A 25,059-nucleotide genomic window follows, 5' to 3' on the forward strand; every position below is an offset into this window, starting at 1 on the left:
TTTATGTTTGAAAATCAAATGGTTATTAAAAAGGAATAGAGAAAAGTTTTTGATGTATTTTTGTAGGAAACAAATAAAACTTGCTAAAAAAAATAATCACATATCTATTACTTAGTCTTGTAACCCAGTTGTATAGTCAGAATAAAGTAGATTCACAGTTTGCTGAAGTTCAGAAAAAAGCAGAGAGTTATTTAGAAAAACTACAAGAAAACTATAAGGAAGGAAACTACAAACTTCATAAGGTTTATAGTGATTCTCTTTATAATATTTCTAAAGAGAATAACCTAAAAGATCTACAAGTAAAAGCAATGGTTAATCAAGCAATAAGCTTGAACATGCAAACAAAGTATGTAGAAGGTATAGCATTGTATAAAGAAGCATTAGTTGTAGCAAAAACAATACAAGAAAGTAAACAAGCTGAAACTGTAGTGCTGGTTAATTTAGGAAACACATATAATAATGTTGAGCTTTATGAAAAAAGTATAGAAACCATGAAGAAGGTTTTAAAGCAAACTACCTATATGAAGAAACCTAACTTAATAAAAATGGCTGCGTTGAATGGTTTATCAACAAGCTACTCAGCTTTAAATAATGAGGGAAAATCACTGTTTTATGCGCAGCAAGTAAAAAAAATAGGAGAAGAAACAGGAAATGAAAGTATTGTTTTAACATCATTAAACCATATCAGTAGTTCGTATTATAAATTAGGAGAATATGAAAAATCAATTGAAATAGCTAATAGAGCTAGAAAATATAAGACTTTTGAAAAAAATACTAGAGTAAAAGCATGGATTTTTGTCAATTTAGGAGTCGCAAATTTAAAGTTAGAACATTACAATAAAGCGGAAGAATATTTAAAACAAGCATTAAGTATAGCTTCTGAAAAGAATATAGAAGAAATAGAAATGATATGTTATAAAAATCTAACTATAATATATCAAAAGCTAAACAAAACAACAGCTTATTTAAATGCAGAAAAGAAATATAACAAAAGCCGAATAAGTTTTCTAAAGAATCAAAAGAAAGCTATTACAGAAGAGTTAAAAGCAGAAATTGGAGCAAGAGAAGAAACAGTTTTAGCACAAGAAAACACAAAAGCGCTACTTTCAGAACAACAAAAAAGTTTGTTGTGGTTTAGTGTGTTTTGTGTAATTGGTTTAGGAGGGGTGTTTTGGATTTACATAAAAAAGAATGAAGATAAAAGTGTTATAAAAGAAACAAATGAAATAACAGGAAAGATAAAAGAAGCTTCTGAAAAATATAAAAATTCCTCATTGTCAAAAGAAGATAGAGTTTCTTACCAGCAAAAAATATTAAAAGCAATAGAAGAAGAAAAGATATACTTAAATCACGATTTAACTCAAGCAAATTTTGCAAAAAAACTATCGTTAAGTAGCCACCATTTATCCGAAGTGTTTTCGTTTGAATTTGATAAAAGTTTTTATCAACTTATCAATTCGTATCGAATAAAAGAAGCTAAAAAAATATTAGAAATACCTGCCAATAAAGATTATAAAATAATTGCTGTAGCCTACGATTCTGGTTTTAAAAGTAAAACAACATTTAACCGTGTGTTTAAAGAACAAACAGGTTATACTCCTACTGAGTACCGAAAAAAACTAATAAATAGGTTCCACTCTATAGAATGATACTTCTATAACAACAAACGGTTATATCTTGCGCCCTATTATTTAATGGTATAGTCAAACAAAAAACACCTGTAATTTTTCAGGTGATTTTACTTCACTTGTTATGTTGTAAAATTAAAATAATTAATTAAGAAGAAGTTTAAAAATTAGATTAAAAAGAATGAGGAAATTTATCAGTAAGTTATTAAAGAGTAGTTTTACAGTACTTTTTTTAATTATAAGCAGTCAGTCGTTTTCGCAGTCGTTTACTTCTTTATGGAACACTGCAAATGTTAGCACTGATTCTTCTGCAGATAATGAAATAACCATACCAACAAATTCAGCTTATACATATTCTTATACTGTTGATTGGGGAGATGGAAATGTAGATTCAAATGTAACAGGAGATATTACTCACACCTACGCTACACAAGGGAATTATACTATTAAGATAGATGGTACGTTTCCTGCAATCTATTTTAACAATACGGGAGACGTTGACAAAATTATTGAAATATTGTCTTGGGGTACCATTCAATGGCAAAGTATGGAAAATGCATTCTATGGATGTTCAAACCTAAATTTTGATGCCATTACTCCACCAGATTTAAGCCAAGCTACTAGCTTACAAAATGCTTTTAGAGATTGTTCATTATTTAATGGTATTATGAATAATTGGAATATGAGCACCATAACTAATATTTCAGGGTTATTTATGAATTGCGAAATTTTTAATAGACCTTTAGATCAGTGGGACACATCTAGTATAATAGATATGTCTTACACTTTTTATAATGCAAGAGAATTCAACGAACCATTAGATAACTGGAATACATCAGCAGTAACTACTTTAGAAAACTTTTTATATAGAGCCCGTAAATTCAATCAAAATATTAACAACTGGAATGTAGCTAATGTTGTTAATATGGAAGGAGCCTTTTACGATACGAGTATTTATAATCAACCAATGAATAATTGGAATGTTAGTAATGTTATCAATATGGATAACACATTTAAAGGTTCTAGCTTTAATAGTCCAATAGATAACTGGGATGTAAGTAGCGTTACAACAATGGCGGGAATGTTTAGTCAATCTAAATTCAATCAATCCTTAAATAGTTGGAATGTTAGTAATGTTATTAATATGTCCAAGCTATTTTTTAGAAACAGAACCTTTAATCAACCTTTAAATAATTGGGATGTAAGTAATGTTACAAACATGTCGGGTATGTTTGATGGATGGGCTTGGGGAGCAGTTTTTAATCAACCTATAGGTAACTGGGATGTAAGTAATGTTACTGATATGAGTTATATGTTTCGAGATAACTCAGGTTTTAATCAACCTTTAAATAACTGGGATGTAAGTAATGTTGTTACTATGAGAGGAATGTTTGAAGGTGCTATTGATTTTAATAAGGATATTAGTTCGTGGAACATTAGTAAGGTTACCAATATAGAAAGTATGTTTGAAAGAACAGAAGCTTTCAATCAACCCTTGAATATTTGGGATGTGAGCAATATTACTAACATGCGTAATATATTCCAACGAGCAGAAGCTTTTAACCAACCTTTAAATACTTGGGATGTAAGTAATGTCACTGATTTTCAGTATATGTTTGATAGGGCTACATCCTTTAATCAAGATATAAGTGGTTGGGAAACGGGAAATGTTAGAAACATGTCTTATATGTTTAATCAAGCTACCTCATTTAATCAAAACCTAGGAAGTTGGGATATATCTAAGGTAACAAGTATGACAAATATGTTATCGAATAGTGGTGTCTCTCAAGAGAATTATGATAATATTCTTATAGCTTGGGATGCTCAAGCAGTTCAAAACAACGTTGATTTAGGAGCGACGAATCTTAATTATTGTGATGCATTAAACCAGAGACAGAGTTTAATTGATAATAACGGTTGGACTATATCTGGAGATATTGTAAACTGTTCTTATGTATTATGTACGCAAATAACAATGCCACAAAACGGAGATGCCAATGTCCCTGCTAATAGTGATATTCGTTGGAACCCAGCACCTAATGCAAAAGGATATAGAATTAGTGTAAGAAGAGAAAACGGAGCAACTTCACAGGTTATATATAATAATGAAGATGTAGGAAATGTTGTAGGAGTCGATTTTACCAATGAATTTATAGCAGGAGATACTGTATATGTAACAGTTGTTCCTTATAACGATGAAGGACCAGCTACAGGTTGTCAAGAAATTAGTTTTACTGTAATCGAAAGTTGGGCAAATAGTCCAGATGCATTTAAACTTACCTATGATACAAGTATACAATCTTCATTCACTACACCAACAAATCAGTTAAGAATAGAAACAAATTCAGGTTATCCAAAATATCTTACATACAATTATTCTATAGATTGGGGAGATGGACAATATAACCATAATGTTGCAGGTGATATTACACACACATATCTTACACCAGGGATTTATACAGTAAGTATTATTGGTGTTTTTCCTTCTCCGAAGCATGAAACTATTGGAGACTCTGACAAGTTATTGTCTATAGATCAATGGGGAACACAAGTTTGGGAAAGCATGCACGAAGCTTTTGAAAGTTGTGCAAATATGGAGTACAATGCCACAGATATTCCTAATCTAAGCAATGTAACGGATATGGAAAGAATGTTTAGTTCATGCAGAAAATTTAATGGAAACATAAATAATTGGAATGTTAGCAATGTAACCAACATGCGTGGTATGTTTAGCGGAACCTCAATTTATAACCAACCACTTAATAACTGGGATGTGAGTAATGTTACTAATATGAATTATATGTTTGGTAGTGCTGTAGAGTTTAATCAAGATATAGGGAATTGGAATACCGGAAATGTTATAAATATGGGAGGTATGTTTCAGAATGCAGAAGTATTTGATCAGAATCTTAATAATTGGAATGTAAGTAATGTTACAGATATGAGTAGTATGTTTGAAAGAGCAGAAGCATTTAACCAGCCACTTGATAACTGGGATGTAAGCAATGTTACCAATATGTCTGAAATGTTTAATGGTTTTATTTCAAATATGGCTTTTAACCAAAATATAGATAATTGGGATGTAAGTAATGTTACAGATATGTCTGAAATGTTTCAGAGATGTGTTGATTTTAATCAGCCTTTAAATTCTTGGAATGTAGGTTCTGTTACAAATATGACTTCGATGTTTGAAAGCGCATCTGTATTCGATCAACCACTAGATAGTTGGAATGTATCTAAGGTTACTAGCATGGAGAGTATGTTTCAAAGCGCTGGCAATTTTAATCAAAATATAAATAGTTGGAATGTAACCAATGTAACGAACATGAGTTTAATGTTTTACAATGCTCAAATGTTTGACCAACCGTTAAATTCTTGGGATGTAGACTCAGTAGTTAATATGTCAGGGATGTTCCGAAGAGCAGAGGTGTTTAATCAACCATTAAATAATTGGGATGTAAGTGCTGTTGCTAATATGAGCCAAATGTTTCAACAAGCCACAGTTTTCAATCAACCATTAAATTCTTGGAATGTAAGCTCAGTAACGTTAATGCCTTCAATGTTTGAAGAAGCTATTGCTTTTGATAACCCCTTGGAAAACTGGAATGTTTCAGTAGTTACAAACTTTGAAGCAATGTTTAAAGATGCAGAAATATTTAACCAACCTTTAGGGAATTGGAATACAGGCGAAGCACAAACGATGGCTGAAATGTTTTATGGAGCGTCTAAATTTAATCAAGATATTAATAACTGGAATGTATCTTTTGTAACCACCATGCAAGAAATGTTTCGAGGAGCAACATCTTTTAATAGATCGTTAGATTCTTGGAATGTAGCATCAGTAACAAATATGCAAGGTATGTTTCAATCAGCAGAGGTCTTTGATGGTGCTATTGGAAGTTGGAATATCAGGAGAGTAACCACCATGCAAGATATGTTTAATGGTGCAATAAACTTTAATCAACCTATTAATAATTGGAGGCCAACAGCAGTGGCAAACATGGATAGAATGTTTCAAGGTGCAAGTTTGTTTAATCAATCTTTAAACCAATGGTTATTAAATACGGTATCTATGAACGCTATGTTTAATAATGCTACAGTTTTTAATCAAGATTTAGGTGATTGGAATATTAGTGGAGTAACTAACATGCAAAATATGCTAGATAATACAGCTCTTACCAGAGTAAATTATGACAATACGCTTATTGCATGGTCAGAACAAGCACTAATACCAGGAATAAATCTAGGAGCTAATACTCTTATATATTGCGATGCTGTAGAAGAAAGGCAATCAATGATTGATGATTTTGGATGGTCTTTTACAGGTGATGTCTTAGATTGTCCTATTCCAGAGTGCACACAGTTAATAGCTCCTTTAAATGGAGCAACAGATGTTCCTGTAAATACTAATTTAACTTGGGAATCTGTTTTGTATGCACGTGAATATGCTTTAACAATTAGAATTGAACCGTCTGGAACCATAATAAATGAAACTGTTGTAAATGCCACCACTTATGAATTTGCTACAGATTTTTCAGGAGGAGAAACAGTTCATGTTACTATTGTACCTTCAAACGAAAATGGAGATGCGGTAGGACCTTGTTCAGAAGAAAGTTTTACCCTGTCTACAACTCCATCAACAGTACCAAATTGTACCAATTTAACCCTACCACTTGTAGGTGCTACCGATATACCTGTTAGTACAAATTTAGAATGGAATGTTATAAGCAATGCAGATGGGTACAGGCTTACAGTGGGAACTACTTCTGGAGGATCAGATATTCTTAATAGTATTGATGTCGGTAACAGTACAACATATGATTTACCTGTAGATTTACCAGAAGACACCGATATTTTTGTAACTATAACTCCTTATAACGATGAAGGAGATGCAATAAGTTGTGGAGAAGAATCTTTTAAAACAGAGTTTATTCCAGTAGTACCTAGTTGTACAAGTTTAATAAATCCTATAAATGGTTCAACGAATGTTCCGTTGAATACTGATATTTCTTGGAATGAAATTGCAGAAGCAACAGGATATTTAATAAGTGTAGGAACTACTCAAGGAGGAATAGAAGTTGTGAATAGTATTGATGTAGGAAATACTACTTCGTATAGTTTTATCCAAGATCTACAAGAAAATAGAATACATTATGTTCGTATAATTCCATACAATGATGTAGGTGACGCTACAGGTTGTGTAGAAGAAAGTTTTACTACAGGAGATGCAGTTGTAAATGTGCCAAATTGTACAACGATTACAATTCCAAACAATGGAGCAACTGATGTTAGTGTTAGTACAGGAATTAGTTGGGACGCAGTAGCTGATGCAGATGGATATTACCTGTCAATCGGAACAACTTCAGGCGGAACTGATATTGTAAATAATGAAGTAGTAACAGGAACGAGTTACACGCTAGCAAGTGATTTACCAGAAACGACCACAATTTATGTTTCGGTAATTCCGTACAATTCGGTAGGAAGCGCTACAGGATGTTCAGAAATTAGTTTTAAAACCGAAGCGTTACCAACAGCACCGAATTGTACAACAATCACAGTTCCAAGTAACGGAGCAACGGATGTTAGTGTTAGTACAGGAATTAGTTGGGATGCAGTAGCAGATGCTGACGGATATTACCTATCAATCGGAATTACTTCAGGTGGAACTGATATTGTAAATACTGAATCAGTAACAGGAACGAGTTACACGCTAGCAAGTGATTTACCAGAAACGACCACAATTTATGTTTCGGTAATTCCGTACAATTCGGTAGGAAGTGCCACAGGATGCTCAGAGATTAGTTTTACAACCGAAGCATTACCAACAGCACCGAATTGTACAACAATCACAGTTCCAAGTAACGGAGCAACGAATGTTAGTGTTAGTACAGGAATTAGTTGGGATGCAGTAGCAGATGCTGACGGATATTACCTATCAATCGGAATTACTTCAGGTGGAACTGATATTGTAAATACTGAATCAGTAACAGGAACGAGTTACACGCTAGCAAGTGATTTACCAGAAACGACCACAATTTATGTTTCGGTAATTCCGTACAATTCGGTAGGAAGCGCTACAGGATGTTCAGAAATTAGTTTCACTACGGAAACATTGTCAACAGCCCCAAATTGTACAACAATCACAGTTCCAAGTAGCGGAGCAACGGATGTTAGTGTTAGTACAGGAATTAGTTGGGACGCAGTAGCTGAGGCAGATGGATATTACCTATCAATTGGAACAACTTCAGGTGGAACTGATATTGTAAATAATGAAGTAGTAACAGGAACGAGTTACACACTAGCTAGTGGTTTACCAGAAACGACCACAATTTATGTTTCGGTAATTCCGTACAATTCGGTAGGAAGCGTTACAGGATGTTCAGAAATTAGTTTCACTACGGAAACATTGTCAACAGCCCCAAATTGTACAACAATCACAGTTCCAAGTAACGGAGCAACGGATGTTAGTGTTAGTACAGGAATTAGTTGGGGCGCAGTAGCTGAGGCAGATGGATATTACCTGTCAATTGGAACAACTTCAGGAGGAACAGATATTATAAATAATGAAGTAGTAACAGGAACGAGTTACACACTAGCTAGTGATTTACCAGAAACGACCACAATTTATGTCTCGGTGACTCCTTATAATTCTGTAGGAAGTGCTACAGGATGTTCAGAGATTAGTTTCACTACAGAAACATTACCAACAGCACCGAATTGTACAACAATCACATTTCCAAGTAACGGAGGAATGAATGTTAGTGTTAGTACCGGAATTAGTTGGGACGCAGTAGCTGATGCTGACGGATATTACCTGTCAATTGGAACAACTTCAGGAGGAACAGATATTATAAATAATGAAGTAGTAACAGGAACGAGTTACACACTAGCTAGTGATTTACCAGAAACGACCACAATTTATGTCTCGGTAATTCCATATAATTCTGTAGGAAGTGCTACAGGATGTTTAGAGATTAGTTTCACTACAGAAACATTACCAACAGCACCGAATTGTACAACAATCACATTTCCAAGTAACGGAGGAATGAATGTTAGTGTTAGTACCGGAATTAGTTGGGACGCAGTAGCTGATACAGATGGATATTACCTGTCAATTGGAACAACTTCAGGCGGAACTGATATTGTAAATAATGAATCAGTAACAGGAACGAGTTACACACTAGCAAGTGATTTACCAGAAACGGCCACAATTTATGTCTCGGTGACTCCTTATAATTCTGTAGGAAGTGCTACAGGTTGTTCAGAAATTAGTTTTAGAACAGAAGAAGGTTTAGTAGGAGAAACTAAATATGGTTTTTCTCCGAATGGTGATGGAGTAAATGACTTTTGGGAAATAAAAGGAATTGAAGAATATCCTAACAATTCAGTAACTGTTTTTAATAGGTGGGGAGATATGGTGTTCCAGATAAAAGGATATGATAACCAGTTTAATGTTTTTAGAGGTGTTGCCAATAAGCTAACAAGTATGGGAGGTGATAAGTTGCCAGCAGGAACATACTTTTTCAATATAAAAATTTCAAAAGGGGGGAATTCAACAGAAAAGAAAGGGTTTTTAGTTTTAAAAAGATAAGATGAAAGAGATAAGAAACTATATTTTACCATTAATTTTTATAATGGTATTTCAGAATAATTGGGGACAAGAGACGGCTTTGTATCCAGAGTATAATTATAATCCGTTTATTATAAATTCGGCTTATACAGGAATGTCAGATGGAGCAGAAATTACACTTAGCAATTACGGTTATATAAATAGTATTGAAGGAAGTCCCAGAACATTATCATTAAGTTTTCATTCTCCTATAGCTAGGAAGAAAATGGGAATAGGTGGGGCTATTGTAAGAGACAAAATAGGTGTGAGCACTTATACAAATGCATATGCTGCATATTCGTATAAAATATTTTTTGATACTGAGATTGATAGACCTTATTGGCAGCATTATAATGAACATGTAATATCGTTTGGACTAACAGCAGGAGTACAGCAGTTTCATGAAAATCTATTAGAGCTAGGAATTACTGATGATATAGAGTTTTCAGAAAATATGAATGTAACTGTGCCAACTGTTGGGGTTGGGTTTTTGTACAATCATGCAGATTTTTATGCAGGAATTTCACTACCAAACCTTTTAGGAGATAAACTAGCATCAAGAGATGATTTAGATATATCAAATCCTGTTTATGGTTATTTTGGGTATCGTTTTTTTACCAATAGATTTGAGGAAGTAATGATTAAGCCTAGTGTTTTCTTAAAGTATGAAGGTGGAGCGCCTATGCAGATTGATGCAAATGTTGCAGTTAACTATAAAAACAAAATCGAAATAGGTACTGGTTATCGAAGTAGCTCTTCAATTAATTTTATGGCAGGTATTTATGCTCTAAAAAACTTAAAGTTTGTGTATTTCTACAATGCTGCGTTTAGCGATTCAGTGTTAGGAAATAGTCATGGAGTTGTTCTATCGTATGTTTTTGAGAAAAAACGTAGGTACTAAAAGGAGTATTATAGAATTGTTACCTAAAACTCCAATTTTTATAATTAGCAGAAGCCTCTAGTTGATTTTCAATATTATCAGGTAATTCAGGGAAGAAATCAATACCTGTTTTTTGTTCTAATTCATCAATAGAAACCACAAAATCAGATAGAGGTTTGTTGCTTTCCTTATGTGGAAGTAAAAAAGCGATGGCTTTAATTTCAGGCTGAGTATAATCTAGTAAAACCTTATAAAAATAATTAGGAACACTTACTTTTTCCTTTCCTATAGTTTTCAAATTAGGTTCTAAAATACCACCAGTAACAACATACAAGTGATTATACTTTTTTGCCCAATAACGAGTTTTTTGTTCTAGTTTATTCCAAATCCCAGCGTTAAATTCATGGTTTTGCGGAGAAATGTTAGAGGTGTAAAAAGTTTCATCATGAGCACTTTTAGAGGCACGTCTATCACCAGCAGGACATAAGTGTCCTTTGTCATAACCAGACCTTTTATAATTTCTCCAATCCGCAGATTTTGTTTTAACCTTAGGGTCTATAATAAAAAACGGACGTTTACGATTGGTATAAACAATATCACTTTTATCTAAAGGGTAAGCAACCCATTCGGCTTGCTCGTGTTTTTCGCTATATGATAACTGGTAGCCATTATGTTTTATAATGACTCCAGTTGTTGAGGTAGGAAAGTAATTGAAGTTATTAGTTTTATTGCTAGTTGTTTCTGTTGTAGATTGAGAAGAACTATTAGCTTCTTCTTTCTGTTGTAACCAATAACCTACAAGCAAAGCAACAATGGTAATAACAACTTTTATTTTCCTTGAAGTACTCATTTAATTACTTAATACAATTTCTTTAAAATCTTCAGTTTTTTCAACTTCATTAAAAATTTCTTGAAACTTAATAGGAGGTACTGTTAATTTACGCTTAACTAAATCTAACCAAGCACCATAAACAGTTATAATTGCAGAGAGTTTACCTGCTTGATTAAAAACTTCATGTTGAATTTTCCAACGTTCACCTTTTCCAGATAAACCAGTAACCTTTAAGTTAACAGTTATGTCTTCTCCCATGTGTATTTCACGTAAAAACTTAGTATTCTCTTCAAATAAAATAGGACCAACGTTTTCTTTTGTGAAATCTTGAACAGTTACATTATGCTCTTTAAAAAAACGCAAACGTAATTCAGCAGCATAGTCATTATATGCGGTATGGCGCATGTGTATATTGGCATCAAAATCTGCCCATCGTGTTTTAAACTCAACACTAAAACTCATATCAAAAAAATTTAAGAAAGCGAATTTACAAATTTTATGCTTTCACATCCAAAGCATCACGAAGTGTATTTCCAATTAACATAAAAGCCATTACTAAACTCATAATTGCTAATCCAGGAATCAATGCTAAAAATGGTTTGCCTAAAATGATATAATTATAATGATTTTTAATCATAGCACCCCAAGAAGGAGTAGGAGGTTGGGCTCCAATACCTAAAAAACTCAGTCCACTTTCAATTAAAATAGCAGCTGCAAAATTTGCGGCGGAAATTACAATGATAGGAGCTAAAATATTAGCTAAAATATGTTTGAAAATAATTCTAAAATCAGAAAAACCTAAAGCTTTGGCAGCTTCTACATATTGCTGCTGCTTAGTAGTAATTACTTGACCACGCACTACACGGGCAACTTCTACCCACATAGTTAGACCTACAGCAATAAAAACCTGCCAAAAACCTTTTCCTAAAGCCAATGTAATAGCTATTACTAGTAAAAGTGTTGGAATAGACCAAGTGATATTGATAACCCACATAATAAAATCATCTATCTTCCCACCAAAATAACCTGCAATGGCTCCAATAGGAATTCCTATTAAAAGAGAAATAAACACAGCTATAAATCCAATAAAAAATGAAATTCTAGCACCAATTAATAACCTGCTTAATAAGTCACGACCATATTTATCAGTTCCTAAATAAAACGTTTTTTGCTGAATGTACTTTTCGTAGGAAGCAGGAAACTCTTTTGGTAAAACATCGGAGTATTTAATAACTTCTAACTGATTATTTTTAACAGAAAATGATTTTATAGGTATTTCTGTTGATGAATTTTGTTTTCCCTTCATAAAAACAGAAAACCAAGATTGTTGATTTTTTACTTCTGAAGGAATACTTAATAGTTGCGCAGAAAATCCAGGAGGTTTCGAGTGAATTTCTAAATGCATTTGATTGGCAGAGTTACTGTTATCAGGAGCTAAAACATAGCAAAAAACAGCAATAAATCCGCATAAAACAATATACCAAAAACTAAACATACCTGTTTTACTACGTTTAAATTTTTGGATGGCTATTTGCCATAAAGATGTACCTGTATTATTATTCACTCTTTTGTATTTCTTTCAAGTTATTGACATCAATACTTGATGGATTTTGAAAAACTTCCAAATCAAAATATTTTACAGAAGCTAAAATATGATCAAAAATGTTCGCCATAACACGTTCATAATCTACCCAATTTTTTTCTCTACTAAACGCATAAATCTCTAGCGGAATTCCATTAGGAGTTGGCTCCAACTGACGAGACATTAATAACATGTCTTGATTAATTTTGGGGTGATTCTCAATGTATTTATCTAAATAAATTCTGAAAGATCCAAAATTGGTAAGGTTTCTACCATTTAGAATAACCGATTTATCTACGTTATTTTCTTCATTATATTTTTTAACCTCTTTACTACTTTCTTCTATGTAATCAGAAATTAATTCAATCTTTTTAAAACGTTCAATATCTTCATCGGTAAGAAAGTGGATGCTATTTATTTTAATTAAAATTGATCGCTTTATACGTCTACCACCTGAGGTGTTCATTGTTCTCCAGTTCTTAAAAGAATCAGAGGTTAAATAGTAAGTAGGAATACTGGATATTGTATTGTCAAAATTTCTAATAATTACCGAAGTAAGATTAATTTCAACTACATCACCATCGGCACCATATTTTTCCATGGTAATCCAATCTCCAATTCTAACAGTATCATTTACCGCCACCTGAATACTTGATACAAAACCAAGAATGGTGTCCTTAAAAATTAATAATAATACAGCTGAAAAGGCTCCTAAAGCAGTTAAAAATCTAATTAAAGGTTTACCTGTTAATACTGAAAAAGATAAAATAGCAGCAATTAACCACAACATTACCATAAAGATTTGCACATAGCTTTCTAAGGGTTTGTCTTTGAAAGCATTTGTGGTACGAAGAAAATCTTTAATGCTCAGTAAAATACTACGTATAAACCAAACAATAGCAAAAATAATGGCAATAGTAACAATACGTTCAGCGTAATTAAACAAGTGAGGAAAATCAACTAAAAGGTCTTTTAAAAAATTAAAAACAATTGTAAGAATAACAATTCTAGAAAGGTTTAAAAATGTTTTGTTTTTAATAAGCATATCATCAAAACTAGTTGATGTTTTTGCAGCCATTTTATTCATCGTTCTTTTACCAAAATACCTAAAAATTTTGAATAGGATGTAGCCTAAAATTCCAAACACAATTAAGTTTGCGAATAAATTCAGATAACTAGAAAGTGTCTCTGAAAGTGAAAAATGTTCTTTAAAAATTCTATAAAAAAACTTGTTTAACATAAGTAGTGTCAGGTTAAAATTCTGTGATTTCTTCTCCCATTTTTAAGCCGAACCTTTTTCTAAACCAATATACAACAGCATACAAAATAGGAGTGTCCAGAGCTGCTATTATGACTTTGAATAAAAAACCGCTAAGTAAAAGGCTACTAAAAATACTCCAAGGAAGTATTTTAAAAGAACTCAATAAAAATAATACGGTAAAAGTATCTATAAATTGTGACAAAAAGGTAGAAAAATTATTTCGAAGCCATAAATGCTTTCCTTTAGTTAGCCTTTTCCAAAAATGAAAAATACGAATATCTATAAACTGAGCAGCTAAGTAAGCTAACATAGAAGCTAATACTGCTAAAGGAGAAAGCCCAAAAACCTTTGTAAAAGTTTCATTTCCTATAGGGGAGTTATCAATTGCAGGAGCGTAATCAGCTACTAAAATAATTAACATTGAAAAAAAGGAAGCAAAAATACCTGCTACAACAACTTGATTGGCTTTTTTCTTACCATAAATTTCAGAAAGAATATCAGTAATTAAAAAAGTAATAGGATAAGGAAGTATTCCAACAGATACTTCAAAACGAAATAAATTAAAAGGTTCCCAATAAAAAAACTTCTGAAAAATTAGGTTTGAAGTTACAAGAGAGGCTATAAATAACGAAGCTAAAACTAGGTAAATAAGTTGTGCTTGAGATTTTTGTTGTACAGTCATAAAACGAAGATAGTAATTTTAAAAGTTGTATGTTTGCAAGGTTAAATAAACAACAAAACAAACAAATGAAAGCGTATATTTTTCCAGGTCAAGGAGCACAATTTACAGGAATGGGGTTAGATTTATATGAAAACTCTCCATTAGCTCAAGAACTTTTTGAAAAAGCAAATAATATATTAGGTTTTAGTATTACCGACGTAATGTTTGAAGGTACTGCTGAAGAATTAAAACAAACTAAGGTAACGCAACCTGCTATCTTTTTACATTCAGTAATTTTAGCAAAAGTTTTAGGGGATGATTTTAAACCAGAAATGGTTGCAGGTCACTCTCTAGGAGAATTATCAGCATTAGTAGCTAATGGTGTATTGTCTTTTGAAGACGGATTAAAATTAGTTTCTAAACGTGCTTTAGCAATGCAAAAAGCATGTGAAATTCAACCATCTACTATGGCAGCTGTGTTAGGATTAGAAGATGCTGTAGTTGAAGAAGTTTGTGCTTCGATTGATGGAGTAGTGGTAGCAGCAAATTATAACTGCCCAGGTCAATTAGTAATTTCTGGGGAAGTTGAAGCAGTTGAAAAAGCTTGTGAAGTATTAAAAGAAAAAGGTGCGAAAAGAGCGTTACTTTTACCAGTAGGAGGAGCATTTCATTCACCAATGATGGAGCCAGCTCGTGAAGAATTAGCAGCAGCTATCGAAGAAACTACATTTAACGAACCTATTTGCCCAGTATACCAAAATGTGGTAGCAAAAGCAGTAACAAATCCTGCTGAAATTAAAGAAAATTTGATAGCACAATTAACAGCGCCAGTAAGATGGACGCAATGTGTGCAAGCAATGATTGCTGATGGTGGTGCTGAGTTTGTTGAAGTTGGTCCTGGTAAAGTATTACAAGGATTAATGCGTAAAATTGATAGAAGTGTAGCTGCTAGTGGTGCTTCTTTAGCATCATAAATAGTAAAAACAAAATATAGTATAGAAAAATCCCGTTCCTTTGGAACGGGATTTTTGTTTTTGTGAAAAAGAAAGTTATTATTTAGCTAAAACACAGTCTTCGCAATCTTTAACTTCACCATAATAGGTTTCTCTGTATTTGTGTACCGTTTCAAGCGGTATAATATTTAAAAACATTTTTTTAATGTAGGTAACATTAGTATGAAGTTTACCCATTTTTCTTGAAAATCGTTTTTCTAAACGTGTTTCTCTTTTAATTTTAATCAATTTCATTATTCTAGTATCATTTAATTAGGGTACAAAACTAAAAAGCTTAAAGCGTGATGTCAATTAATAAACGTTAAAACATTAAAAATCAGCTAATAAATATGTGTTTTTAAATTTGAAGTGTACTATTTTAAGAATATGATAATAGGAAGTGTAAACAATTCACAAATTAGAAATGTAAAAAAAGCTGATTTTAACTAAAATGAATAAAAAATCACTCAAAATTGATTGAAAATAATCAAAAATGAGTGATTTTAATGTTTTTTTTGTAAGAAACGACTAGTTTCTAATATCTAGTATTTTGAATATTTGTGCTTTTTTTGGAGCTAAGAGAATTAAATAAATTAATAAGATTACTCCTAGCAGCAAAAAGTCTGGTTTTAAAATTAAAATCAAAAAACAAGCACCTTCAATAATAGCCCATCTTACTATAGAAGCAGTTTGGTAAATAGCAAATTTCTCCTCATTACTAGTATCTTTTTGGATTTTGCTTAACATGTTTTTAAACATAAAGTTACTAGCAACATAAGCTATTGCAGGAATAAAAGCATAGAATAAAGAAGAATTATCAATCACCATGTCGAACATAATCTTAAAATTACCTAAAATGGTAAAAGCAAGAGTAATACCGGCAACTAAGGCAAGGTGGATAATTTTTAAAGTTTTAATTTTTTGATCCATAAGGTTTCAGTCCAAATTATTGAATAAAATCATTTATAGTTTTAGTAATAAATGCTAATTGTTCTTCATCTAATTCGGTATGCATTGGTAATGAAATGACTTCATCAATCAATTGGTTAGTTACTGTAAAGTCATCTTCATTATATCTATCATCTTTATATGCTTTTTGAGCATGTAACGGAACTGGGTAATAAATAGCATTAGGAATTCCGTTATCTAATAAATGTTGATGTAGTTCATTACGTTTTCCGTTAGTAATTCTTAATGTATATTGATGGAAAACATGCGTAGTAAAATCACTAATAGTTGGTGTGATAATATTTGGGTTGTTAGCAAATGCGTTTGAATAATATTCAGCAGCTTTTCTACGAGCATCACAATAGCTGTCTAATAAAGGTAATTTAGCTTTTAATATAGCTGCTTGAATAGAATCTAAACGAGAATTTACTCCAACTACATCATGGTAATATCGTTTGTACATTCCGTGGTTAACCATTCCTCTAAGTGTATGTGCTAATTCATCATTATTGGTAAAGATAGCACCACCATCTCCATAGCAACCTAAGTTTTTAGAAGGGAAGAAAGAGGTAGTACCAACATCACCCATAGTTCCTGCTTTCTTCTTTGTTCCGTTAGAAAAAGTATAATCTGCTCCAATGGCTTGGGCATTATCTTCTATTACAAATAAGTTGTGTTCTTTAGCAATTTCTAAAACAGCTTCCATATTTGCACACTGACCAAATAAATGCACAGGAACAATAGCTTTTGTTTTAGGAGTAATTGCCTTTTTTAAAGCTTCAATGTCAATATTAAAAGTATCTGGTTCAACATCAACTAAAACAGGTGTTAATTTTAATAAACCAATTACTTCAACTGTTGCAGCAAATGTAAAGTCAGCAGTAATTACTTCATCACCTTGCTCTAAACCTAAGCCCATCATGGCTATCTGTAAAGCATCAGTACCATTAGCACATGGAATTACATGCTTAACGCCTAGATAATTTTCTAAATCAGCTTGAAATTCATGAACGTACGGTCCGTTAATATATGCTGAAGAATTTAGAATTTCTTGAATTGAGGTATCAACTGTATCTTTTATTTTTTGATATTGACTTTGTAAGTCAACCATTTGAATTTTTCTCATTTTGACATGATTTTATAGACATCAAAAATACAAACTATCTTTCATTGTTAAAGGGTCTTTATAGAAAATAATAAGAGTAATAAGCCTATGTTTTGTATTAGTATTATACAGTGTGTTTAATATATGAATTATAAAGCAACAAAGACTAAGTATTGTCGTTTTGTACAAAAGAGAAATTAAGGTAACGTGTTACTTAATGAAGACATCTAAACATAAAATAGCATTTAAGGTTTTAATAGGTTACGCCACTTTGGCGGTTTTAGCAGTTGTTTCAGGAATTTTGTTGTTCTCTGAAATTAAAACATATATAGAAATACAAAAACAAGGTGTTTCCGATAGAAATAATATTATACAAACAGGAGGTTTAATTGCTGATATATATGAAAATGAAAACCTAGGAAGAGCTGCTATTCAGTTGAATTCTTATAAACGATATAATGAGTATGTAACGGAAAATAAATTGTTACTAAAAAAGATTGATTCAATTAACTTCTTAGCGAAAGATGTATCAAAAAAAACAATTTTAGATAGTGTTAAGTTAGTTTTAAATAAAAAACGAAAAAACATAACGAGTCTAAGGAGATTAAACCAAAGAAATGCTTCCGAAAAATCTATCAATGAAGCCATAGACAAACTAGGTTCTATAGACTCACTACTTGGAAAAGGTTCGGTAAAAGATCTTGTTGATAACCCTGAAGTTTTTAGTAAAAAAACAGGACTAAGTTTAGAAAGGTACTTAAAGTTATTTGATAGAGAAGATGAAGAAAAACCCGTTAATGCTGAAGAGCAAAAACAAATAGATTCTTTAGTTTCAGCTTCTAAAGAAATACTTCAAAAAGCCCAAAGAGAAACAACCATTAAGCGGAGGTTTTTGCGAATAAAAGAAAGGGAGTTAATTGAAAATGACATCACAATATCAAGAAAATTACGAGAGGTTTTAAGTGTGCTTGAAAGAGATGTTATTTTCAATGCAAATCAAGCTCATAAAAAGCATGAAGAAACGCTTGGACGTAGCAAGAATATAATTCTTTTAGCCACGGGAGTCGGTTTTGTTATCATTGTGCTTTTTTCAATAATAATTTTAAATGATTTCTGGAGAAGTCAGCATTATAGGCAAGAATTAGAAAGTGCGAATGCAATTACCTCGTCGCTTTTAAAAAGTAGAGAGCAGTTAATATCTATGGTTAGTCACGATTTGAGGACTCCGCTAAGTACAATTACTGGCTTTAGTGAGTTGTTGCAAAAATCTATAGCTAATACTAAGGAGAAAAACTATGTAGTGCACATACAAAATGCATCGGTTTACATGGGACAGCTTGTAGGTGACCTTTTAGAGTTTTCCAAATTAGAAAACGGTAAAATAACTATTGAGGCTATTCCTTTTGATTTAAAGAGAAATATAGAAGAGGTGGCAAATAGTGCTAAAAATTTAGTTCAAAATAAGTCAATTTCAGTATTTGTAAAGCATGATGAAAAAATAAACTCATTAATTGTTAGCGACCCTTTTAGAATAAAACAAATACTATATAATTTAGTTACCAATGCTTGTAAGTTTACTAAAGAAGGTTCAATTACAATACAGAGTAAATTAAGAAGTGTAAAAGAAAAGAGTTATGTAGAGATTGCAGTAATTGATACTGGAGTAGGAATAGGTAAAGACAAACAAGAAAAAGTGTTTAAAGAATTTACACAAGTGCACGAAAAAGAGAATGGTCAAAATGGATTTGGTTTAGGTTTAACTATTTCTAGAAGATTAGCAGAACTATTGGGAGGGTCTTTGACTTTGCAAAGTAGCTTAGGGAAAGGAAGTAGGTTTTCACTATTTGTACCTGTTACTTTTGCTGAAGAAAAATCAAAAGAATATGAAGCAAATTATCAAAAAGAGATGCTTAACATTCATGCAGTAGTGGTTGAAGATGATACTTCTTTGAGATCATTGTTAAAGAATGTTTTAAAAGGATTTGGAGTTACAGTAACTTCTTTTAGTAATGCACAAGAAGCACTGAATGAAATAGATAATGTTGCTTATGATTTGGTTTTGACTGATATTCAGCTTCCTAAAATGAATGGTATCCATTTTATGGAGACTTTAAAGAAGCATAATTCCTATAAAGGTCAGCCCATCGTAGCAATGACTGGAAGGGCGAATTTATCAGAAAGTGAATATATTAAAAACGGCTTTTCAGATGCGTTAATTAAACCTTTTCACTCTAAAAGATTAAAAGAAATTTTACAACAATTTTTTGATTTTAAAATCCAAGATAATGATGTAATCAATAGTTACATTGATAACAAGAAAACAAATAGTTTTGATATTACTACCTTGAAAACATTTTTAAATAATGATGAGATAGAAATAAATAAAACTTTAAAATCCTTTTTAAAAGATACAGAAGAGAATTTATTGTTGTTAAAGGAGTTTGTAAAAGAAAATAACTTACAGGGATTTAATAATGTTAGTCATAAAATGTTGGGAATGTCAAAGCAATTAAAAGCGACTAAATTAATCGCTTTTTTAGAAGAATTTGAGGTTAGTGATGGGATAAACAAAACTTCATGGAGGGATTTTGAAAAGGAGTTAAAAATCTTTTTAAAAGAAGTAAAAAATTATCTTAACTAATATTGTGCTCTTTCAATTTATTATACAGGGTTTTTCTGGTAATGTTTAAAAGTTTTGCAGCTTTAGTTTTGTTATTTCCAGCCTCATGTAAAGCCCTAATAATAAGTTTTTTTTCATTTTCTTTAGTAGAAAAATCATTAGGTAAACTGTATTGATCTTCAGTGTTTTTTAATTCTTCAGGTAAAACTTCTTTTTCTATAATTTCAGTTTGAGATAAAAGCGTAGCTCTTTTTATAACATTAGATAATTCTCGTAAGTTTCCAGGCCAATTATATTGTTGAAATAAAGCTAGGACTTCCTGAGAAAATCCAGCAATTGATTTGTTGAGCTGTTTGTTAGCCTTTTCTAAGAAGAAATCAGCGTATAAAATTAAATCATCTTTTCTATCTTTTAAACTAGGAACCTTTATAGAAAATTCATTTAAGCGATGGTATAAATCTTCTCTAAAATTACCTTTTTCAACAGCTAATAATAAATCTTCATTGGTCGCTGTAATCAAACGAATATCTACCATAATTTCTTTACTACTTCCAACAGGCTTAATCTTCCTTTCTTGCAAAGCACGTAATAATTGTACCTGACTTTCATAGTTCAAATTTCCAACTTCGTCTAAAAAAAGAGTTCCTCCGTTTGCTGCTTCAAAATGGCCTATTTTATCATTTATAGCTCCTGTAAAAGATCCTTTTTGATGTCCAAAGAACTCACTTGAAGCAATTTCTTTAGGTATAGCTCCACAATCTACAGCAATAAATGGTTTGTCTTTACGTAAACTTTGGGTGTGAATTGTGCTAGCAACAACTTCCTTACCTGTACCACTTTCACCTGTAATGAGAACAGACATGTCAGTTGGAGCAACTAAATGGATGTGTTCATATAGGCTTTTAGAAGCTGCACTTATACCAGAAACAATATTAGAATTTGAATTCGAAACTTTTTTGTCTTCTTTTTTAGTCTCAGTAATTTTTTCAGTTTTGACCTCAAGAGCATTACTAATTACTTCTAAAACTTCATCAGGGTTAAAAGGCTTAGAAATATAATCAAACGCACCTTGTTTCATAGCCTGTACTGCTGTTGAAACTTCTGCATAACTCGTCATTAAAACAACAGGAATTTTACTATCGGTATTTTTACTTTGTTTCAATAAATCAATACCATTTCCATCAGGAAGGCGTAAATCAGTAAAAATTAAATTATAGGAATGTTTTTTTAAAAGAGTGAAAGCGTTTTTAATAGTATAGCTAACCTCTACAGTGTACTGATGTCGCTCTAAGAAATGTTTTAACATATTAGAAAAAGTAACATCATCCTCTACCAATAAAATCTTTTTCATAAAAAATGTTTATTCTAAATTGTTTGTATAAATATAAGCTCTTTGTAAAAAACAAAAAGAGCGTTTTACATGAAAACGCTCTTTCGTCAATAAAATTGAGGAGGGAAATAAAAAAATTACTTTTTTGAATTGTTAACTTCTTTTTCGTCTAATAAGTTACCTTCTTTGTCAGTATAAATAGTTTTGGTTGTGTTATTTACACTAATCTCTAATTTGTACTGCTCTTTTTCGTTAACAAAAGCTTTACTTAAGTTAGCTTTAGGGAAGCTTTCCTTAATAGAGTTTACTAATGTTGCTGGTAACTTGTCTAAAGAGATTTCTTGGAATCCATCTGCTACAACTGTATGAACTGGAGTAATAGGGGAAATAGTATTGTTTACTGTTGCATAAGTTGAAACACCTACTAAGATTGCTACTGCTAAGATTAATTTTTTCATGACATTAAGTTTTAAGTTATAATTATTTAATATTGTAATACAACAAGGGGAATATGTGTGTTATTTTACGTCTTTAGCGTCTAACCAATTTCCGTCTTTGTCAGCAAAAAGAGTTTTGCTTTCGTTTTCTAAGCTAATCTCTAATTTATATTGCTCGTTTTCGTTAACAAAAGCTTTGCTTAATTTACCTTTAGGAAAACTTTCTTTTACAGATTTAACTACTGCTGCTGGTAATTTATCTAAAGAAACTTCTTTAAAACCTTTTTCTACAACTGTGTGAACAGGAGTAATAGGAGAAGTAGTAGTGTTTGTTGTTGCGTAAGTTGAAGCTCCTGCTAAAATAGCTGCTGCTAAGATTAAATTTTTCATGATATTAAGTTTTTAAGTTATTTACTGTTTGCTTGTTATATTGAAATAAATATGCCATCAACTTTAATAAAACAACAAAAGGTAGTAACGTATTGTTTTTTAGATGTTTATTGTTTTCTTAAGTTTTTAGAGGGATATTTTTTATGTGTAAAAAGTGTGTAAACAAATAATTAAAGTGTGTAAAAACTATACGATTTACTCAGAAGATAAACAATAAATAATTCTGTTATCTTTGAAGAAAATCATCCCTAATGAAGTTATTTAAAAAGTCTTTAAAAATTGTTCTATTACTTTTAGTGTTACTAAGTGTTGGAGTTTGGTTATTTACAAAAACCTTACATCCTACGTATAAAGGAGAGTTAGCATTAGCTAATATTTCAGATAAAGTTACTGTGTATTATGATGAGGTTGGAGTGCCTCATATCAATGCGCAAAATAAACTAGATGCTTATACTGCTTTAGGATATGTGCATGCTCAAGACCGATTGTGGCAAATGGAACTAATCAGAAGAATTGCAGCAGGAAGATTAGCAGAAGTTTTTGGAAAAGATTTGGTAAGAGTAGATAAATTTTTCTCTGGATTAGGAATTGAAGAAGCTGCCGAAAAAACGATTCAAGAATTAGATAAAAATTCAGAAACTTATAAATTAACGGAAGCTTATTTAAACGGAATTAATCAGTTTATTAAAGAAGGAGCAACACCATTAGAATTTTATTTAGTAGGATTGGATAAAGAAAACTATACAGTTAAAGATGTATATAATGTTTTTGGTTACATGGCATTTAGTTTTGCAATTGCACATAAAACCGATCCGCTGTTAACTGAAGTAAAAGAAAAGTTAGGTGAGCCCTATGTAAATGAATTGTTGAACTCTTTCAATAAGAATTTAACATTAAACAAAACAACGAATAAAAAAGCGATTAAAGCAGAAATGTCTATAGCGGTAAGCAAGATTATAGATCAGTTGCCAGTTGCACCTTTTATAGGAAGTAATTCTTGGGTAATTGCACCCCCTAAAACCAAAAACGGTAAGGTGATTTTTGCTAATGATCCGCATATTAATTTTTCGCAGCCTTCAGTTTGGTATCAAAACCATATAAAAACTCCTGATTTTGAAATTTACGGATTTAATTTAGCGTTGATGCCATATCCGTTATTAGGACATAATAAAGAGTATGCCTACGGACTAACAATGTTGGCAAATGATGATTTGAATTTTTATGTGGAAGAAAACAATCCTGAGAATCCGTTGGAATATAAAACTCCAGAAGGATTTAGAAAGTATAAGTTGTTAAACAAACACATAAAAGTTAAAGGAGGAAAAGATACCACGTATCAAGTAAAAGTAAGTAAGCACGGACCAATTATGAATGGGCTTATAGAGCATGTTACTAATGATAGACCCGTGGCAATGAACTGGATTTATACGCAGTTGCCAAATAAATTATTGGAAGCTTCATATAAAATGTCGCATGCAAATTCGTTACAAGATTTTAAAATAGGAACTGCTCAAATACACGCACCAGGACTAAATGTAATGTATGGTGATGCTAGAGGGAATGTAGGTTGGTTTGCTTCTGCTAAATTGTATGAGTTAAGAGATAGCTTGTCTACTAAAATGTATTTAAACGGAGCTTCTGGTAACGATGAAATTGTAGAATATTTAGAATTTGAAGAAAATCCGCAAGCAGAAAATCCTAGTTGGAATTATGTGTATTCAGCAAATAATCAACCTGATTCGGTAAGAGGAAAATTGTATCCTGGATATTATCAGCCTGAAGATAGAGCGAAGAGAATTGTTCAGTTATTAGAACCTAAAAACGATTTTACGAAAGAGGATGTAGCTGAAATGATTTACGATGTAACCTCACCTGTAGTTCCAGAAATCGGGAGAGAATTGTTGGTAAGTGTAGATAAATCATCACTATCTCCTTCGGCAAAAAAAGCATATTCGGTGTTAGAAAAGTGGGATGGAGAATATTTAAAAACTAATGTAGCTCCGACTATTTATAATCGATTTTTATATGAATTTTTAACTGCTACTTATAAAGATGAATTAGGGGATAGTTTTCAGTTGTTTATTGATACGCAATTACAAGATCAAGTGTTAGCAGAGCAGGCTAAAAGGGAACAATCAGTTTGGTGGGATGATATTTCAACGACAGATAAAGTTGAAACCAGAAAAGAAATAATTACAACAGCTTTTCAAAAATCCATCACATTTTTACAAAATCAATTAGGAGAGAATGTAGAAAATTGGACCTGGAATCGCGTAGTTTCAGTGGAATACGAACACGCTATTGGTAAAGCAGGTGGTTTGTTACGAAAGTTTTTCAATGTCGGTCCGTTTGAAACTATTGGAGGAAATGAGGTGATTAACAACCAGATTTTTAAGTTGGATAGTACAGGTGTATATAAAATTCACGGAGGACCTTCAACACGTAGAGTTATTGATTTTTCTGATGTTGAAAATAGCATTGCGATTTTACCAACAGGGCAATCAGGAAATGTATTTAGCCCATATTACAAAGACCAAGCACAAAAATATGTTGATGGTGAGTTTGTAAAAATGCTTCTCAATGAAGCAGCTATAAAGAAAAGTAAAAATAAATTAGTGTTTTTACCGAAGTAGTACAATTGTTTGTGCGATAGCGCGAGCACCTTGCTAGTGACAATGTGAGTAAATAAAGAATGTAAATAAAAGTAAAATATTATAATAGTGATTAGAATTATAGAATTTTAGATAGCGAAAGTGTGACGCTTGTGCCAGCGAGGAGGAGTTT

Annotated in this window: 17 protein-coding genes; 6 read left to right on the plus strand and 11 right to left on the minus strand. The window is 31.9% G+C overall.

Annotated features, from left to right (window positions below):
* Window positions 1-80: 80 nt before the first annotated feature.
* The 3 genes from VBY68_RS15220 (at window position 81) to VBY68_RS15230 (ending at window position 10,138) form a co-directional block, all read left to right on the plus strand.
* Window positions 81-1,649, plus strand: coding sequence for a helix-turn-helix domain-containing protein (locus tag VBY68_RS15220; RefSeq protein WP_415270214.1), 1,569 nt, complete (start codon window positions 81-83; stop codon window positions 1,647-1,649).
* A gap of 160 nt (window positions 1,650-1,809) precedes the next feature.
* Window positions 1,810-9,219, plus strand: a complete 7,410-nt coding sequence (locus VBY68_RS15225) for a BspA family leucine-rich repeat surface protein (protein ID WP_415270215.1) — start codon at window positions 1,810-1,812, stop codon at window positions 9,217-9,219.
* Between the two features lies 1 nt (window position 9,220).
* A complete protein-coding gene (locus VBY68_RS15230; RefSeq protein ID WP_415270216.1) occupies window positions 9,221-10,138 on the plus strand; it encodes a PorP/SprF family type IX secretion system membrane protein in 918 nt (305 codons plus the stop codon).
* A 19-nt stretch (window positions 10,139-10,157) separates the two neighbouring features.
* On the opposite strand, the gene VBY68_RS15235 is transcribed toward VBY68_RS15230, so the two are convergent.
* Genes VBY68_RS15235 through VBY68_RS15255 form a run of 5 tightly spaced genes read right to left on the minus strand, consistent with a single transcriptional unit; the run spans window position 10,158 to window position 14,474 of the window.
* A complete protein-coding gene (locus tag VBY68_RS15235) occupies window positions 10,158-10,967 on the minus strand; it encodes a DNA/RNA non-specific endonuclease (protein WP_099215577.1) in 810 nt (269 codons plus the stop codon).
* Entirely contained in the window at window positions 10,968-11,411 is a 444-nt protein-coding gene (locus VBY68_RS15240) for an acyl-CoA thioesterase (RefSeq protein ID WP_099215576.1), read from the minus strand.
* 34 nt (window positions 11,412-11,445) lie between these two features.
* Window positions 11,446-12,513 (minus strand): ABC transporter permease, encoded by a 1,068-nt coding sequence (locus VBY68_RS15245; RefSeq protein ID WP_415270217.1) that lies wholly within the window; start codon window positions 12,511-12,513, stop codon window positions 11,446-11,448.
* On the minus strand, window positions 12,506-13,771 hold the full coding sequence (locus VBY68_RS15250) for a mechanosensitive ion channel family protein (protein WP_099215574.1): 1,266 nt from the start codon (window positions 13,769-13,771) through the stop codon (window positions 12,506-12,508). Before VBY68_RS15250 ends, VBY68_RS15245 begins: the two co-directional genes overlap by 8 nt.
* A gap of 13 nt (window positions 13,772-13,784) precedes the next feature.
* The gene (locus VBY68_RS15255; protein WP_099215573.1) at window positions 13,785-14,474 is read right to left on the minus strand and encodes a queuosine precursor transporter; all 690 of its coding nucleotides are present in this window, start codon (window positions 14,472-14,474) and stop codon (window positions 13,785-13,787) included.
* Between the two features lie 65 nt (window positions 14,475-14,539).
* Here VBY68_RS15255 and fabD point away from each other — a divergent pair, with 65 nt between their 5' ends.
* Window positions 14,540-15,427, plus strand: coding sequence for an ACP S-malonyltransferase (gene fabD / locus VBY68_RS15260; RefSeq protein ID WP_415270218.1), 888 nt, complete (start codon window positions 14,540-14,542; stop codon window positions 15,425-15,427).
* A gap of 78 nt (window positions 15,428-15,505) precedes the next feature.
* Here the strand turns inward: fabD and VBY68_RS15265 are convergent, their stop codons facing one another.
* The 3 genes from VBY68_RS15265 to VBY68_RS15275 all read right to left on the minus strand — a co-directional run bounded on the left by VBY68_RS15265 (window position 15,506) and on the right by VBY68_RS15275 (window position 17,519).
* Window positions 15,506-15,700: a hypothetical protein gene (locus VBY68_RS15265; protein ID WP_028891267.1), complete on the minus strand. Its 195-nt coding sequence runs from the start codon at window positions 15,698-15,700 to the stop codon at window positions 15,506-15,508.
* A 273-nt stretch (window positions 15,701-15,973) separates the two neighbouring features.
* Window positions 15,974-16,375, minus strand: a complete 402-nt coding sequence (locus tag VBY68_RS15270) for an MFS transporter (protein ID WP_415270219.1) — start codon at window positions 16,373-16,375, stop codon at window positions 15,974-15,976.
* Window positions 16,376-16,391: 16 nt separating this feature from the next.
* A complete protein-coding gene (locus VBY68_RS15275; RefSeq protein WP_415270220.1) occupies window positions 16,392-17,519 on the minus strand; it encodes a DegT/DnrJ/EryC1/StrS family aminotransferase in 1,128 nt (375 codons plus the stop codon).
* A 196-nt stretch (window positions 17,520-17,715) separates the two neighbouring features.
* Here VBY68_RS15275 and VBY68_RS15280 point away from each other — a divergent pair, with 196 nt between their 5' ends.
* A complete protein-coding gene (locus VBY68_RS15280; RefSeq protein ID WP_415270221.1) occupies window positions 17,716-20,139 on the plus strand; it encodes an ATP-binding response regulator in 2,424 nt (807 codons plus the stop codon).
* Here VBY68_RS15280 and VBY68_RS15285 read toward each other — a convergent pair.
* The 3 genes from VBY68_RS15285 to VBY68_RS15295 all read right to left on the minus strand — a co-directional run bounded on the left by VBY68_RS15285 (window position 20,132) and on the right by VBY68_RS15295 (window position 22,275).
* Window positions 20,132-21,469 carry a sigma-54-dependent transcriptional regulator gene (locus tag VBY68_RS15285; protein ID WP_415270222.1) on the minus strand — a complete coding sequence of 446 codons (1,338 nt, stop codon included), beginning with the start codon at window positions 21,467-21,469 and terminating at the stop codon, window positions 20,132-20,134. The genes VBY68_RS15280 and VBY68_RS15285 overlap by 8 nt on opposite strands.
* Window positions 21,470-21,585: 116 nt before the next feature.
* The gene (locus VBY68_RS15290; RefSeq protein ID WP_415270223.1) at window positions 21,586-21,906 is read right to left on the minus strand and encodes a hypothetical protein; all 321 of its coding nucleotides are present in this window, start codon (window positions 21,904-21,906) and stop codon (window positions 21,586-21,588) included.
* A gap of 60 nt (window positions 21,907-21,966) precedes the next feature.
* Entirely contained in the window at window positions 21,967-22,275 is a 309-nt protein-coding gene (locus tag VBY68_RS15295; protein WP_415270224.1) for a PepSY-like domain-containing protein, read from the minus strand.
* 251 nt (window positions 22,276-22,526) lie between these two features.
* Here VBY68_RS15295 and VBY68_RS15300 point away from each other — a divergent pair, with 251 nt between their 5' ends.
* Window positions 22,527-24,908 carry a penicillin acylase family protein gene (locus VBY68_RS15300; RefSeq protein WP_415270225.1) on the plus strand — a complete coding sequence of 794 codons (2,382 nt, stop codon included), beginning with the start codon at window positions 22,527-22,529 and terminating at the stop codon, window positions 24,906-24,908.
* The last annotated feature ends 151 nt before the right edge of the window (window positions 24,909-25,059 follow it).

Source organism: Tenacibaculum ascidiaceicola, from assembly GCF_047470925.1.
In the GTDB taxonomy this organism is placed as follows: Bacteria; Bacteroidota; Bacteroidia; order Flavobacteriales; family Flavobacteriaceae; genus Polaribacter; species Polaribacter discolor.

Coding starts and splice junctions, on each gene's coding strand:
- VBY68_RS15225 (WP_415270215.1), top strand. CDS start 1,810: ATGAGGAAATTTATCAGTAAGTTATTAAAGAGTAGTTTTACAGTACTT.
- VBY68_RS15230 (WP_415270216.1), top strand. CDS start 9,221: ATGAAAGAGATAAGAAACTATATTTTACCATTAATTTTTATAATGGTA.
- VBY68_RS15235 (WP_099215577.1), bottom strand. CDS start 10,967: ATGAGTACTTCAAGGAAAATAAAAGTTGTTATTACCATTGTTGCTTTG.
- VBY68_RS15240 (WP_099215576.1), bottom strand. CDS start 11,411: ATGAGTTTTAGTGTTGAGTTTAAAACACGATGGGCAGATTTTGATGCC.
- VBY68_RS15250 (WP_099215574.1), bottom strand. CDS start 13,771: ATGTTAAACAAGTTTTTTTATAGAATTTTTAAAGAACATTTTTCACTT.
- VBY68_RS15255 (WP_099215573.1), bottom strand. CDS start 14,474: ATGACTGTACAACAAAAATCTCAAGCACAACTTATTTACCTAGTTTTA.
- fabD (WP_415270218.1), top strand. CDS start 14,540: ATGAAAGCGTATATTTTTCCAGGTCAAGGAGCACAATTTACAGGAATG.
- VBY68_RS15265 (WP_028891267.1), bottom strand. CDS start 15,700: ATGAAATTGATTAAAATTAAAAGAGAAACACGTTTAGAAAAACGATTT.
- VBY68_RS15270 (WP_415270219.1), bottom strand. CDS start 16,375: ATGGATCAAAAAATTAAAACTTTAAAAATTATCCACCTTGCCTTAGTT.
- VBY68_RS15275 (WP_415270220.1), bottom strand. CDS start 17,519: ATGAGAAAAATTCAAATGGTTGACTTACAAAGTCAATATCAAAAAATA.
- VBY68_RS15280 (WP_415270221.1), top strand. CDS start 17,716: ATGAAGACATCTAAACATAAAATAGCATTTAAGGTTTTAATAGGTTAC.
- VBY68_RS15285 (WP_415270222.1), bottom strand. CDS start 21,469: ATGAAAAAGATTTTATTGGTAGAGGATGATGTTACTTTTTCTAATATG.
- VBY68_RS15290 (WP_415270223.1), bottom strand. CDS start 21,906: ATGAAAAAATTAATCTTAGCAGTAGCAATCTTAGTAGGTGTTTCAACT.
- VBY68_RS15295 (WP_415270224.1), bottom strand. CDS start 22,275: ATGAAAAATTTAATCTTAGCAGCAGCTATTTTAGCAGGAGCTTCAACT.
- VBY68_RS15300 (WP_415270225.1), top strand. CDS start 22,527: ATGAAGTTATTTAAAAAGTCTTTAAAAATTGTTCTATTACTTTTAGTG.